11 protein-coding genes are annotated in these 13938 nt (G+C 73.4%); 4 read left to right on the top strand and 7 right to left on the bottom strand.

The window, feature by feature from the left end; all coding sequences use genetic code 11:
* Nucleotides 1-39: 39 nt before the first annotated feature.
* The 4 genes from ACFYPM_RS17480 to murA all read right to left on the bottom strand — a co-directional run bounded on the left by ACFYPM_RS17480 (nt 40) and on the right by murA (nt 8045).
* Nucleotides 40-4803 (bottom strand): WG repeat-containing protein, encoded by a 4764-nt coding sequence (locus ACFYPM_RS17480; protein ID WP_387197523.1) that lies wholly within the window; start codon nt 4801-4803, stop codon nt 40-42.
* Between the two features lie 388 nt (nt 4804-5191).
* The gene (locus ACFYPM_RS17485; RefSeq protein ID WP_387197526.1) at nt 5192-5752 is read right to left on the bottom strand and encodes a helix-turn-helix domain-containing protein; all 561 of its coding nucleotides are present in this window, start codon (nt 5750-5752) and stop codon (nt 5192-5194) included.
* 229 nt (nt 5753-5981) lie between these two features.
* Nucleotides 5982-6575 (bottom strand): DUF3043 domain-containing protein, encoded by a 594-nt coding sequence (locus tag ACFYPM_RS17490; RefSeq protein WP_387197529.1) that lies wholly within the window; start codon nt 6573-6575, stop codon nt 5982-5984.
* A 114-nt stretch (nt 6576-6689) separates the two neighbouring features.
* Nucleotides 6690-8045 (bottom strand): UDP-N-acetylglucosamine 1-carboxyvinyltransferase, encoded by a 1356-nt coding sequence (murA, locus tag ACFYPM_RS17495; RefSeq protein ID WP_387197531.1) that lies wholly within the window; start codon nt 8043-8045, stop codon nt 6690-6692.
* Between murA and ACFYPM_RS17500 the strand changes: the two genes are divergently transcribed.
* Nucleotides 8019-8219, top strand: coding sequence for a hypothetical protein (locus tag ACFYPM_RS17500; RefSeq protein WP_387198067.1), 201 nt, complete (start codon nt 8019-8021; stop codon nt 8217-8219). The two genes, murA and ACFYPM_RS17500, sit on opposite strands and share 27 nt — an antisense overlap.
* Before the next feature lie 39 nt (nt 8220-8258).
* Here ACFYPM_RS17500 and nadA read toward each other — a convergent pair whose 3' ends face one another.
* Nucleotides 8259-9458 carry a quinolinate synthase NadA gene (gene nadA, locus ACFYPM_RS17505; protein WP_387197534.1) on the bottom strand — a complete coding sequence of 400 codons (1200 nt, stop codon included), beginning with the start codon at nt 9456-9458 and terminating at the stop codon, nt 8259-8261.
* A gap of 68 nt (nt 9459-9526) precedes the next feature.
* Between nadA and ACFYPM_RS17510 the strand changes: the two genes are divergently transcribed.
* The 3 genes from ACFYPM_RS17510 (at nt 9527) to ACFYPM_RS17520 (ending at nt 12392) form a co-directional block, all read left to right on the top strand.
* Nucleotides 9527-10666, top strand: a complete 1140-nt coding sequence (locus ACFYPM_RS17510) for a glycerate kinase (protein WP_387197537.1) — start codon at nt 9527-9529, stop codon at nt 10664-10666.
* A gap of 169 nt (nt 10667-10835) precedes the next feature.
* Nucleotides 10836-11228, top strand: coding sequence for an iron-sulfur cluster insertion protein ErpA (gene erpA, locus ACFYPM_RS17515; RefSeq protein WP_387197540.1), 393 nt, complete (start codon nt 10836-10838; stop codon nt 11226-11228).
* Nucleotides 11229-11411: 183 nt separating this feature from the next.
* A complete protein-coding gene (locus ACFYPM_RS17520) occupies nt 11412-12392 on the top strand; it encodes a carbohydrate kinase family protein (RefSeq protein WP_387197543.1) in 981 nt (326 codons plus the stop codon).
* 152 nt (nt 12393-12544) lie between these two features.
* Here ACFYPM_RS17520 and ACFYPM_RS17525 read toward each other — a convergent pair whose 3' ends face one another.
* Together ACFYPM_RS17525 and ACFYPM_RS17530 are read right to left on the bottom strand one after the other, a co-directional pair.
* On the bottom strand, nt 12545-12778 hold the full coding sequence (locus ACFYPM_RS17525; RefSeq protein ID WP_387197545.1) for a sulfurtransferase TusA family protein: 234 nt from the start codon (nt 12776-12778) through the stop codon (nt 12545-12547).
* A complete protein-coding gene (locus ACFYPM_RS17530) occupies nt 12775-13926 on the bottom strand; it encodes a cysteine desulfurase family protein (protein ID WP_387197548.1) in 1152 nt (383 codons plus the stop codon). The genes ACFYPM_RS17525 and ACFYPM_RS17530 overlap by 4 nt, the downstream gene beginning before the upstream one ends.
* Nucleotides 13927-13938: the final 12 nt, after the last annotated feature.

Below are 13938 nucleotides of genomic sequence, written 5' to 3' on the forward strand. Positions count from 1 at the left end.
GACCCTAGCCCCGGTGGATCACCATCGTCGAACGGCGGCTCAGAGCACCGGGTTGGCGTCGGTCAGCAGCCGATCGATCTCCGCCAACACCTCGTCGCGATCGCGGTGCACCAGGTCGATCAGTGGCTCGCCGCGCCGGTCCAGCGCACCCCACCGCCCGCCGCTGCCGACCAGGAACGCCACCGGGTGGATGACCAGCATCGGGTGCGTCGGCGGGACCAGCACCGCGCCGGTGCGATCCACCACCCCACGCCGGCCCGCCACGTCCACCACGGCGAGCCCTTCGTCGGTGAAACCGTCGACCCGCTGGCCGTCGGCCAACTCGGTGACGAACCCGTGGTAGCGGGTGGGCACGACGATCCGGCCGGTCCGGTCGACCGCCCCCCACCCCTCGCGTCGCACCGCGGCCAACCCGCGGCGGAACTGCCGTACCTCGGCGAAGTTGGGCGCGACCTGGACCGCGCCGGTCGCGTCGATGGCCGTCCAACCGCCCTCGCCGACCACCCAGGCCAGGCCGTCGCTGAAGGGGTGCGCCGTCCGGTAGGACGGCGGGATCACCGTCGTACCGAGCGGATTGATCAACGACCACCGGTCGGTGTCCGGTCGGCGAACCCAGGCCAGACCGTCGTGGAACGGCTGCGCCTCGGCGTAGCGGGCGGGGATCACCAGGTCGCCGCCCTGGCCGGTGTAACCCCACAGCGGCCCGTCCCGCTCCGGCACCGGGGGTCGGTCCCGGTCGAGCACCTCGTCCCGACCCCGGCGGTACGGCCCGAAGCCGTCGGCCGTGGCTCGGACGGCCACCGCGTCGAGAGCCACCCGGACCCGGTCCAGCAGTTCGGCGTCGCCGGCGCCACGCAGGTCGAGCGCCTGCTCGAAGTGCTGGCAGGCCTCCATGAGCCGTCCCTGGTCGTAACACGACCGTCCGGAGTGCTCATGAAGTGCGGCCCGCAACCGGTCGGGTAGCTCGACCGAGTTGGCCTGGGTGAAGAGTTGGTCAGCCTCGGCGAAGTTGCCCCGCCAGCGCAGGACGTGGGCCAGCCGGGCCTGGGCCAACGAGGTCCGGCGCAGCTCGCCGGTCGCCTCGGCGTAGGTGAGGGCGAGCCGGCCGTCGGCCAGCGCGTCGTCCAGGTCGCCGAGGATCCGCGAGGCCACCGCCCGCAGGCTGAGCAGCCGGGCCCGGGCGCGGTTGTCGTTGGCCGAGCCCAGCTTCTCGGTCAGCCGCCGCCGGATGGCCCGCAGGTGGTCCGGCTCGGTCAACTCCTCGCGCAGGGTGATCGGGTCCAACCGCCAGCGGTACGCCGCGAGGACCTGCTCCGGATCACCCGGGTCGGCCAGCGAGGGGCGGGTCGCCGCCGGTGCGGTGTCGCCGGGTGGTGCGGAGACCGGCGCGTCCTCGCCGCGCGGGCCGGTCCTCGGGCCGGGAACGTTGGCCGCGGGTGCTGCGTGGGCCGGCTGTGTCGGCGCGGGCGGTGCGGAGATGGGCGGTTCGGAGATGGGCGGCGCGTGGGCCGGTTCTGTCGACGCGGGCGGCGCGGACACGGGCGCGAGGACGGCGGGCGGCGCGGACACGGGCGCGGGGGTGGCGGGTGGTGCGGAAACGGGCGGTGGCACCGACGCCGGTGCGGCGGACACCGGTTCTGCGGAGATTGGTGGCGCGGAGACCGGTGCTGCTGCGAGGGGCGGCGTAGGTGCCGGGGGTGCGGAGACGGGCGTCAGGGTCGACGGCGTGTGGTCGGCCGAGACCGGTGCTCCCGAGACCGGTGCATCGTTGTCATCAGACATCGCGGACGGGGCCGGTGGGGCCAAATCGTCCAGCCAGTCGTGGGTTCGCGAGCCGTCCGTCGAGGCGGTGGCGTGCGGATCGGCCTCGGCTTCGGACGGCCAGAGGTACGCCTCGGCGTCGACAGTGGTGTCGTGCGCGACGGGATCGGTGTCCTCGACCAGTTGAGCGGTGTCCATCGGCTGGTCGACCTCGGCGATGACCTCTGCCTGCTGGTGCGACGTCCCGGTGGCGGGTGCGCCGGACACGGGTCGGTCGTCGGGCGCCGTGGTGGGTCCGCCAGCCGTCTGCGCATCGTCCTGCGGGTCGTCGGCCCGGGAGTCGACGGTCGGGCGTGCGGGTGGCGTGGACACGGGCTCGGGAGCGTCAGCCGGTGTCGACCCGCCTCCGTGCTCGTCCCTCGGCTCGTGAGTGACGTCGGTGGGTGGTGCCGACGCGTCGTGGTCCAGCGGGCCGTGGTCCAGCGGGTCCCGATCCAGCGGGTCCCGATCCAGCGGGTCCCGATCCAGCGGGTCCCGATCCAGCGGGTCCCGATCCAGCGGGTCCCGATCCAGCGGGTCCCGATCCACCGGGTCGTGGTCCATTGTGGTCGGTGTCGCGGACAGGTCGGGCTCGCTGACCGTCGACTCGCCGTCGGCCGGCGCGGACGACTGCCGGTCCGGCGCAGGCTCGCGCGGATCCGGGTCGGCGGGCTGAGCGGGGCTGAACCACGCGTCCGGCCCGCGAACGCCCGCGACCTCGTCCGCGCCTCCAACGGGGGCGAGCGGTTCTTCCGAGGGCGGCGGCGGTACGTAGCGGCGTGGCGTGCCAGGGGCGAGCGGGAGTGCCGCCGCGTCGGCGTCCGGGGGCTCCGGTGCGGCAGGCGTCGGAGCGGGTGGGGTCGCCGCCGGGTGCGGGACCTGCCAGGTGGGCGGCGGCGCGACCGGCGGGCGTGCGTCCGCCGAAGGGGCCATCCGATCCGCCGAGTCCGGGCGCTGCCCCGAGACGGGCCGCTCCGGGGAGTGCGGCCGCTCTGAGGAGTGCGGCCGCCCCGTGGAGTGCGGGCCTCCCGTGGAGTGCGGGCGTTCCGTGGGGTGCGGGCGTTCCGTGGGGTGCGGGCGTTCCGTGGAGTGCGGGCGTTCCGTGGGGCGCGGCTGGTCTGTGGAGTCTGGGCGCTGCCCCGAGGCCGGTCGGTCGGGAGAGTGTGGCGTCGGGCGGCGGTCGGTCGGGGTCGTGCTGCCCGACGGGTCGCCGAACTGGCGGCGCTCCGGGGTGGGCTCGCCGGCTCGCCGCTGGTCTGTCGGGCGGGCGGTGGTGTCTGGGCCGGGGTAACGCGGCGGCGCGGTGGGGTGTGCCCCGACAGTCGGTGCCGGGTCGCCAGGTGTCCGGCGCTCCGGCGGAGGTGGCACCTCCGAATGCTCGTCGGGCGCGGGCAGGTACTCCAGCCGAAGGCGTGCGGCTGGTGGACCCGAGACGGGCACGTCGGGGGCGGGGGAGATCGGAGCGGCCGGGGCCTGTCGATCCCGGTTGGGCGGGGCGGGGGAGACCGGAGCGGCCGGGGCCTGTCGGTCCCGGTTGGGCGCGGCGGGGGAGACCGGTGACGGCGGCGGGGGCACCGGAGTGGCACGGCCGGCCGTCGACGGGGCCGTGGCGGCCGGGCGAGCCTGTCGCTCTTCGTAGCGGGACGGGGTGACCGCCTGTCGCTCGGGCCGAGCGTCCGGCCGCAACGGGGTGACCGGCTCGGCGCCGCGGTGTGGGTCCGCGCTGCGGTGCGGGTCGGTCCGGTGGCCCGGCTCCCGCGTGCGGTCCGGGCGCACGGGACCCGGCGGCGGCCAGGGCAGGGTGCCGTCCGGACGTGGGCCGGGCTGCGCACGAGACTCCCGGTACGCGTTGTCGTACGGCCGCTCCTCGCGGTACGCGTGGTCGCGAGGTCCGTCCTCGCGGTACGCGTCCGGTCGGGACTCCTCGCGGGGACGCCGGTCCGGGTACGCCTCGGCGCGGGCCGCGGTCTCGCGGGGCTGCTGGCGGCGCGGGTCGCTGTCGGGCCGACGCCGATCGTCGTCGCGCCGGGGATGGTCGGGCAGGTCCGGCTCGGGCCGGTGCCGTCGTCCCCCGTTGGGCGACGGCGCTGCGCCGGCTGCCTCGTCCGCGCGGTATCGCCGTTCCGGGCGGCGACCGTCGTCGCCGGTCCGGTCCGGGTAACCGTCGGCGCGGTATCGCGTGCGGCCGTCCACGGGTGCCCACTGGTCGGCTCCGTCGGCGGTCCGGTCGTCGGCCGTCCGGCCGTCGTGGTCCCGGATGGGACGGCTGCCGTACCCGTCGACGGGGTGGCGGTCGTAGCCGGCGGCCGGTCGCTCGTGTGTGCCGCGTCGACGCGGCACGTCGTCCGGCTCGGGCGTCCAACCGGAATCGGAGCGGGGCGCGGGGGAGCCCGGTGGCGTGCCCGGGTAGCCCTGGTCCCGTTCGGTGGGCTCCGGCCGCTGGCGTCGGCCGTCGTACCGGTCGGGGGAGGGCTGTTCCCGGTGCCAGGCGGCCTCCCGCGCCGGACCTCGCTCGTCGCCGGGCCGGCGGTCGGACCAGGCGGTACGCCGGTCCGACTCGGAGGAGCGGCGATCGTCGCGCCGGGGCGGTTCGGGTAGTGGCCTGCGGTACGGCTCATGGTCGTAGGTGCGGGGGTCGGTGCTGTCGTTCCGGCCGTAGCTGGACGCGTCGGCCGAGCGCGCGTCGCCCCGGGCTCGGCCGTAGCTCGGTGTCTCGCCCGGCTCGTCGTCCGCCCAGGATCGGCCGTGGACCGCCGGCTCCTCCGGCGGTTCGTCGGCCCAGGACCGGCCGAGGTACGTGCCGTCCGGACGGGTGGGCGCGAGCGGCGGCACCTCGGCCCGGCCGGTCACCGTCGCCCGGCCGCGCGGTGGCGGCTGGTGGGTCACGCCGATGTCGCCGGGATAGCGCTGGCCGGGGTACTGGGGGTGCCACTCGGTGGTCGGTTCGACCGCCCAGGCCGGCTCGTTCGGGTCGGACCACCGGTCGGCGTAGCTGCCGTTCATCGGCCGCGCCCGTCGCCACACCCGGCCACTCGGCCGACTCTCGCGGGAGGTGAGCTGTCCGCGGCCGCCGCGGACTGGTCGCCGGGCGTCCGGTCGCCGCCTGCCACGCCCCGGTGGCCGGCTCGCGTCCGCTCGCTCACGGCGTTGTCACCTCGTTGCAAATTGTCGTGCTGGGGCCTCGCGTGCCGGTCAGGTCACCCAGGCCGGCAGGCCGTGGCTGCGGATGGAGGGTAACGGCGTGGGCTCGCTCACCGCCACTGTGGTGCCGCCAACGAGGCAAACGTTATCCGTACTGTTTCCGGCATTTAGTCCTATAACCGAACCTGGTCTCCGACCTTACCGCATTCGACGGCCGCCGGGCTCGGGCTGATCGTCGCCCTTCGGTCGGTCAGGGATGTTCGAGGATGAGGACGGCGAACGTGCCGGAGGCGAGCGCCTCGTAACGGTGCGGGGCGTCGCCGGGAAACGCCGCGTAGTCACCGGGTCCGAGCTCGACCGGGGTTGTCTCGGGGCCGACACGTAACCGGCCGGCAGCGACCACCACGTGTTCGATGCTGCGCGGGGTGTGTCCGTCCGCGGTTCGGGCCGCTCCCGGCTCCAGCTCGATCAGGTAGAGGTCCCGGCGCAGGTGCGCCGCCCCGGCGCTGAGCAGCGTGCCGGCGAAGTCGGCCTGCTCGGAGCGGACCCGGGAGCCGTCCCCGGCCCGGATCACCCGGACGGCGTCGTCGGCGGGTTCCACCAGTCGGCTGAACGGCACGCCGAGCGCCACGCCCAGCGCCCAGAGTGTTTCCACGCTCGGGTTGCCGGTGCCCGACTCCAACTGGGAGAGGGTGGATTTGGCCACTCCCGCCCGGCGGGCGAGCTCGGTCAGTGAGATGCCCACGCGTTCCCGCTCCCGACGCAGGGCGGCCGCGATGGTGGCCAACGGGGCGGCCGGTTCCGCAGGCATGTGTCCGCTCCTCGGTTCGGCGTTCGTGGTGACGAACAGCAGCCTGTTCAGCAGGGTGAACCCTGCGTACGGTACAACGAACAGCGCCCGCTCGGATGCCGCACGGCGTGCTTACCCTCGACCCGCCCACAAACGTCAGTCGATCAGCGCAGCTACGGCGAAACCGCTGCCGCCGGGGTGCCGGGGACAGCGGTTTCGCCGATGGTGGGGCGCGGGTGGGACGTCGGGCTCAGACCTTGTCGCCGATCTTGACCTGCGGGGCTGGGGCGCGCATCCGTCGGAAGGTGATCGACCGCATGACCGCGTAGAGGTAGAGCGAGCCCATCCGCTGGCCGGTCTTCGGGAAGCGCTCCCGGACCAGCTTGCCGATCTTGCGACAGATCAGCACCGAGTCGATGATCAATCCCAGGGCCAGCACGCCCCAGAGCACGTTGGAGATCAACCGGACCAGTGGCGGCATGTTCCCGTTCGATCCGATCAGCACGATGAACGCCCCGCCGAAGAACCAGGTGCCGACGGTACGCCGCGAGTCGACCACGTTGCGGGCCAGCAGGCGCTCCGGGCCGCGGTCGCGGGGGCCGCCCTCGCGGCGGAACTCCGACGCGGCCTCGGCGCGCAGTTGGCGGCGACGCTCCCGATCCTCCTCCTTGGTGAGGGGGCGGCTGGGGCCGGCCGGGCGGCGACCGACAGTCGGCCGCTTGGGCGTCTCCCGACCCTTGGCCGGGGTGTAACCCCGGGACCGCTCGGCGGTCTCCTCGGGGGTCACTGAGGCGACGGCCTCGTCGACGAGGTCGGTGGACTTGCGGCGAAAGAGCGACGGCACGCGGCAAGGGTAGCCAACGGTCCGCGCCCGGTGCACATCGCGGTACGACGGCCGACGGCTCCAGGCCGCAGCGCGACCTGGAGCCGTCGTGGTCGAACGGTGGGGTGACCGGGGTTACGGACGCTCGGCGTGCGCGCCCAGGTCGGCGAGCTTCGCCTCGAAGTCCTCGTAGCCCCGGTTGATCAGGTCGACGCCGTACACCCGGGACGTGCCCTCGGCCGCGAGTGCCGCGATCAGGTGGCTGAACCCGGCCCGCAGGTCCGGGATGACCAGGTCGGCGGCGTGCAGCTTGCTCGGCCCGGCGATCACCGCGGAGTGCTTGAAGTTGCGCCGGCCGAAGCGGCACGGGGTGCCACCGAGGCAGTCCCGGTAGACCTGGATGTTGGCGCCCATCGAGTTCAGTGCCTCGGTGTAGCCCAGCCGCTGCTCGTAGACCGTCTCGTGGACGATCGACAGGCCGCGGGCCTGGGTCAGCGCCACGACCAGCGGCTGCTGCCAGTCGGTCATGAAGCCGGGGTGCACGTCGGTCTCCAGCGCCACCGCGTTCAGCTCGCCGCCCGGGTGCCAGAAGCGGATGCCGCCCTCCTGGCCCGGGTCGCCCAGCTTCGGCGCACGGGCGTCGGTGACCTCGTACTCGCCGCCGACCGAGCGGAAGACGTTCAGGAAGGTCATCATGTCGGCCTGCTGCGCGCCGAGCACCTCGACGTGACCACGGGTGGCCAGGGCGGCGGCCGCCCAGCTCGCCGCCTCGATCCGGTCCGGGATCGGCCGGTGGGTGTAACCGTGCAGCTTCGGCACACCCTGGATCTCGATCACCCGGTCGGTGTGGACCTTGATGATCGCGCCCATCTTCTGCAGGATGCAGATCAGGTCGATGATCTCCGGCTCCACCGCGGCGTTGCGCAGCTCGGTGACGCCCTCGGCCATCACCGCGGTCAGCAGCACCTGCTCGGTGGCGCCGACGCTCGGGTACGGCAGGGCGAACTTGGTGCCGTGCAGCCCGTTCGGCGCGGACAGGTGCAGACCCTCCGGCCGCTTGTCGACAGTGGCACCGAACTCCCGCAGCGCCTGGAGGTGGAAGTCGATCGGCCGCGGGCCGATGTGGCAGCCGCCCAGGTCCGGGATGAACGCGTGCCCGAGCCGGTGCAGCAGCGGGCCGCAGAACAGGATCGGGATCCGGCTGGAACCGGCGTGCACGTTGATCTGGTCGGTGCTGGCGCTCTCCACGTTCACCGGATCGAAGACGAGCTCGCCGTCCTCGGCGCCGTCGGTGACCTTGACGCCGTGCAGGCCGAGCAGACCCCGGACCACCTCGACGTCGCGGATCTTCGGCACGTCGAACAGTCGGCTCGGGCTGTCGCCCAGCAGTGCGGCGACCATCGCCTTCGAGACCAGGTTCTTCGCGCCGCGCACGCGGATCCGCCCTTCGAGCGGAGTGCCTCCGTGAACGACCAGGACGTCGTCGGTCAACGCAACCTCCAGCGCGTCGGTGCTGCAGTGTTATTGGTGGGGCGCCTGAGCTATCTCGCTACCCCGGATGCGGCCATGTCGAAACGGCTCGCTTGTGTCGTCGCTCCGGGCAGCATAGCCCTCGGTGACGAAAAAGGACTCGGTCACATCGGCGTGTGTGGCATTAATCGGTGATCCGGCACTTTTGTGTACCAAGAGCGCTACGGACCGTGATCAGGACGCCGTCGGTGGCGGGGTGTCCGCGCCGGGCAGGGCGAGCATCTCCTCCAGTGCCACCCGGGCGTGGTACGCGGTGTCGGGGTCCACCGTGATCTGGTTGGCGACCCGGCCCGCGACCAGCTCCTCCAGGGCCCAGACCAGGTGCGGCAGGTCGATCCGGTTCATCGTCGAGCAGTAGCAGACGGCCTTGTCCAGGAACATGATCTGCTTGTCCGGGTGCGCCAGCGCGAGCCGGCGGACCAGGTTCAGCTCGGTGCCGAGCGCCCATGCCGAACCGGCCGGAGCCGCCTCGATGGTCTTGATGATGTATTCGGTCGAGCCCACGTAGTCGGAGGCGGTGACCACCTCGTGCCGGCACTCCGGGTGGACCAGGACGTTGACCCCGGGCACCCGCTCGCGTACGTCGTTGACGCTGTCGAGGGTGAACCGGCCGTGCACCGAGCAGTGCCCGCGCCAGAGGATCATCTTGGCGTCGCGCAACTGCTCCGGCGTGAGCCCGCCACCGGGCTTGTGCGGGTCGTAGAGCACACAGTCGTCGAGCGACAGGCCCATCTCCAGCACCGCCGTGTTGCGGCCCAGGTGCTGATCGGGCAGGAAGAGCACCTTCGAACCCTGCTCGAACGCCCAGTCCAGGGCGCGCTTGGCGTTGGACGAGGTGCAGACCACGCCGCCGTTGCGGCCGACGAAGCCCTTGATGTCGGCCGACGAGTTCATGTACGTCACCGGCACGGTCTCGCCGGCGATCCCCAGGTCGGTAAGCGTGTCCCAGGCGGCCTCGACCTGATTCAGGACCGCCATGTCCGCCATCGAGCAGCCGGCCGCGAGGTCGGGCAGGATCACCCGCTGGGCGTCGGTGGTGAGGATGTCGGCGCTCTCGGCCATGAAGTGCACGCCGCAGAACACGATGTACTCCGCGTCCGGGCGGGCCGCGGCCTCCCGGGCCAGCTTGAACGAGTCACCTGTCACGTCGGCGAACTGGATCACCTCGTCGCGCTGGTAGTGGTGCCCCAGCACGAAGACCCTGCTGCCCAGCTTCGCCTTCGCGGCCGTGGCGCGGGCCACCAGATCCGGGTCACTGGGCGCCGGAAGGTCGCCCGGACACTCGACGCCGCGCTCGGTGTCGGGGTCGCTGCCCCGGCCGAGCAGCAGCAGAGCCGTCGCGGTGTTGGAGGGTTCCAGCCAGGTCGAAGTCACGTAGCCCATGGTCCCACAGCACGAGCGCGCCGCAGCTGCGCTCGGTGTGGGCTGCCACACTGCTCGGCATGCGCGTGCTGCTCTGCCCGGACAAGTTCGCCGGCACCCTGTCCGCACCGGAGGTGGCCGCCGCGGTGGCCGACGGCTGGCGCACCGTCACCGACCGCGACGAGCTGCTGATCCGGCCGCTCGCCGACGGTGGGCCCGGCTTCGTGGAGGTGCTCGCCGGAGCCCTCGGTGGCCGGCGGGTGCCGGTGGCGACCGTCGACCCGCTGGGCCGGCCGGTCGCCGGTGAGATCCTCCTCACCACCGACGGCGCGACCGCCTATCTGGAGAGCGCCCAGGCGTGCGGGCTGCACCTGCTCAGCGCCGCCGAACGGGACCCGAAGGCCACCACCTCGTACGGGCTGGGCCTGCTGGTGGCCGCCGCGGTGGAGAGCGGTGCGCGGACCGTGGTGATCGGGCTGGGCGGCTCCGCCACCAACGACGCGGGAGCCGGAATGCTCACCGCGCTGGGCCTGACCCCGCTGGACCCGGGCGGCGCGGCGCTGCCGTACGGCGGGGCGGCGTTGGCTCTGGTCGACGCCCTCGACGGCGTACCCCGGCTGCGGGGTGTTCGGCTGGTCGCGGCCACCGACGTGGACAACCCCCTGCTCGGCCTGCACGGCGCGAGCAACGTGTTCGGCCCGCAGAAGGGCGCCGACCGCGCGGACGTGCTGCTGCTCGACGCCGCGCTGGAGCGCTTCGCGGAGGTGTTGGAGCGGGATCTTGACGGCTGCCCGGCGGGGCTCGGCACGGTGCCCGGGGGCGGGGCCGCCGGTGGCATCGGCGCGGCCATCCTCGCCCTCGGCGGCGGCTGCGAGTCGGGAATCGGCGTGGTCACCCAGGCCACCCGACTGGACGCCGCGTTGGACAGCGTCGACCTGGTGATCACCGGCGAGGGGTCGTTCGACCACCAGTCGCTGCGCGGCAAGGTCGTCGCCGGGGTGGCCGGCGCCGCCCGCGACCGGGGGGTCCCCTGCGTCGTGGTGGCCGGGCAGGTGAGCACCGGCCGACGGGAGGCGGCCTCGGCCGGGGTGACCGACGCGTACAGCCTGGTCGAGCAGTTCGGCGGCGAGGAGCGCGGAGGGCTCGACGCCGCCCTGAGCCGGCCCGCGGCGGGGCTGCACGAGCTGGGCGCCCGGCTGGCCCGGCAGTGGAGCCGCTGAGGCCGCCGGCCGCCCACCACCGGGGTCGACCTGCGGCGGCGATCACGCCACGCGGGTGGGTCCGGCCGAGGCGGCGTAGGATCGGAAGCGGACCACAACCGGGAATGACTGGACGGCGCACGGCGTTGGCCAGTGCGTCCGGACCCACACCGCGCAGGGAGACTTCCACGTGACCACGCCAGCGCAGACCGAGTCGACCGAGGCCGAGGCCCCTACTTCCGTCGAGGCCCAGGCCCCTACTTCCGTCGTCCTCACCGACGTCGCGGCGCAGAAGGTCAAGGCCCTGATCGAGCAGGAGGGCCGCGACGACCTGCGGCTCCGCGTCGCCGTGCAGCCGGGCGGCTGCTCCGGCCTGCGGTACCAGCTCTTCTTCGACGAGCGTTCGCTCGACGGTGATGTCGTCACCGACTTCGACGGTGTCGGGGTCGTCGTCGACCGGATGAGCGCCCCGTACCTGTCCGGCGCGACGATCGACTTCGCCGACCGGATCGACGCCCAGGGCTTCACCATCGACAACCCCAACGCGGGCAACTCGTGCGCCTGCGGTGACTCGTTCAACTGAGTCACACCACACAGCAGCACTGGCGGGGCCGTCCTCCGGGGCGGCCCCGCCGCCGTGTTGGCCGGGAGCGGTCCCGGGGCCGGTGACGGTCGGTCACCGATGTCCGACCGACGGGACGCGAACGCCGTCGGATGGCCGGGCCGGTAGGCTGACCGCGCACTGCTCCCGACCCCGAAGGTTGACATGAAGATCGCCGTGACCGGCTCGATCGCCACCGATCACCTGATGAGCTTCCCCGGTCGCTTCGCCGACCAGCTGATCGCCGATCAGCTGCACAAGGTGTCGCTCTCCTTCCTGGTTGACGATCTGGTGCTCCGTCGCGGCGGTGTGGCCGCGAACATCTCCTTCGGCATGGGCCAGCTGGGCCTGCGCCCCGTGCTGCTCGGCGCGGTGGGTGCGGACTTCGCCGACTATCGCTCCTGGCTGGAGCGCCACGGCGTCGACTGCGACTCCGTGCACGTCAGCGAGGTGGCGCACACCGCCCGCTTCGTCTGCACCACCGACACCGACATGTGCCAGATCGCGTCGTTCTACGCAGGTGCGATGAGCGAGGCCCGCAACATCGAGCTCGCTCCGGTCGCCGACCGGGTCGGCGGACTGGACCTGGTGCTGGTTGGTGCCAACGACCCCGAGGCGATGCTGCGGCACTCGGCCGAGTGCCGCACCCGCGGGTACGCGTTCGCCGCCGACCCGTCGCAGCAGCTCGCCCGGATGCCCGGCGAGGACGTCGTGGCGCTCATCGAAGGCGCCGAGTACCTGATGACCAACGACTACGAGAAGTCGCTGTTGCAGAGCAAGGCGAAGCTGAGCGACGACCAACTGCTGGACCTGGTCAAGGTCCGGGTCACCACGCTGGGCAAGCACGGTGTGGAGATCGCCGGGCGGGGCATCGACCCGATCCACGTACCGATCGCGCGGGAGATCCGGGCGGTCGACCCGACCGGGGTGGGCGACGGCTTCCGGGCCGGGTTCTTCACCGCGCTGTCCTGGGGGGTCGGGCTGGAACGGGCCGCCCAGGTCGGCTCGCTGCTGGCCACGCTCGTCCTGGAGACCGTCGGGACCCAGGAGTACGACGTCCGCCGCGACCTGTTCGTCAAGCGCCTGGCCGAGTCCTACGGCGACGAGGCAGCAGAAGAGATCCGCCCCCACCTCATCCCGGCCTGACCCAACCCCCCACCCTCGCCGATCTTGCACTTTGTGTCGCCGTATCGCGGCTTCTGTGCCCTTTGCCGGGGCAGAAAGTGCAAGATCGGCGAGGGTGGGGGTTGGGGGGGTGGGGGTTGGGGGTGGGGGTTGGGGGGTGGGGGTGGGGTGCGTCAGTGCAGGCGGCGGACGTCGTAGGCGGGGCCTTCGGGTCCGGTGACGGCTCCCAGGTACTCGTGGCCGCGCATCCGGCACCAGGCGGGAATGTCGACCGCCGCCGCCGGGTCGTCCGCGAGCACCCGGACCGCCGCGCCCACCGGCACCTGCGGCAACCGTCGGGCCGCCGCGATCACGGGCAGCGGGCAACGCTGTCCCCGACAGTCGATCACCTCGTCCGGCATCGTCACAGCCCCACCACCCCCGCCTCGGCGCGCAACTGCGCGACGATCCCGGGCAACTCGCCGAGGAACCGTTCGACGTCCGCGTCGGTCGTCTCCCGATGCAGGCTCACGCGCACGTTGCCGTGCGAGAGCACGCCCATCGCCTCCAGCACGTGCGACGGCCGCAGCGTGGACGACGTGCACGACGAACCGGACGACACGGCGAAGCCCCGCCGGTCCAGCGCGTGCAGCAGCGCCTCACCGTCGACGTAGAGGCACGAGAAGGTGACCAGGTGGGGGAGTCGGCGCACCGGGTCGCCGACGACCTCCACGTCGGGCACCTCCACCGCGACCCGCGCCCGGATCCGATCCACGAGCGCGGCCAGCCGGGTCGCCTCGGCTGCCGCGTCCGCCGCCGCCGCGCGCAGGCTCGCCGCCGCCGCCACCACCGCCGGCAGGTTCACCACCCCGGGGGTACGACCACCCTCCCGCTCGTCGGCCGGCCAGGGTGACTCCCAGCGGGTGCCCTTGCGCACCGCCAGCACCCCCACCCCGGGAGGGCCGCCCCACTTGTGGGCGCTCGCGCTCAGCACCGACCAGCCGGCCGGCAGGGGCACCCGACCGACCGACTGCGCGGCGTCCACGTAGAGCGGCACGCCCACCTCGGCGCAGGCGGCAGCCGCCTCGACGACCGGTTGCACGGTCCCCACCTCGTGACTGGCACTGATCAGCGCGGCCAGCGCGACTCCGGGCGCGCGAACGGCAGCCGACCACGCTTCCAGGTCCAACCGGCCCAACCGGTCGACCGGCACGCCGGTCGCGGTCCCGCCCGCCGCCACGTGTCGCTGCGCCGCGTGCAACACCGCCGAATGCTCGATCGCGGAGTGCACGAGCGTCGACCCGACCCGGTGCCGGGCCGCCAGGCCGCCGAGGACCGCGCCGTGGGCCGCGGTCGTACCGCTGGGGGTGAAGGACACCTCGTCCGGGCGGACGCCGAGCGTCAGCGCGGTGGCCTCCCGCGCGGCGTCGAGCAGCTGTCGCGCCCGGCGGGCCTGGGCATAGAGCTTGCCCGGGTCGGCCCAGCCGTCGTCGAGGGCCGCCAGCAGCGCCTGCCGCGCGACCGGATGCATCGGCGCGGCGGTCGCCGCGTCCAGGTAGACCGGGGATGCGCTCACAGATCCGCCTGT

The sequence above is a fragment of the Micromonospora sp. NPDC005203 genome, assembly GCF_042872705.1.
Classification (GTDB): domain Bacteria; phylum Actinomycetota; class Actinomycetes; order Mycobacteriales; family Micromonosporaceae; genus Micromonospora.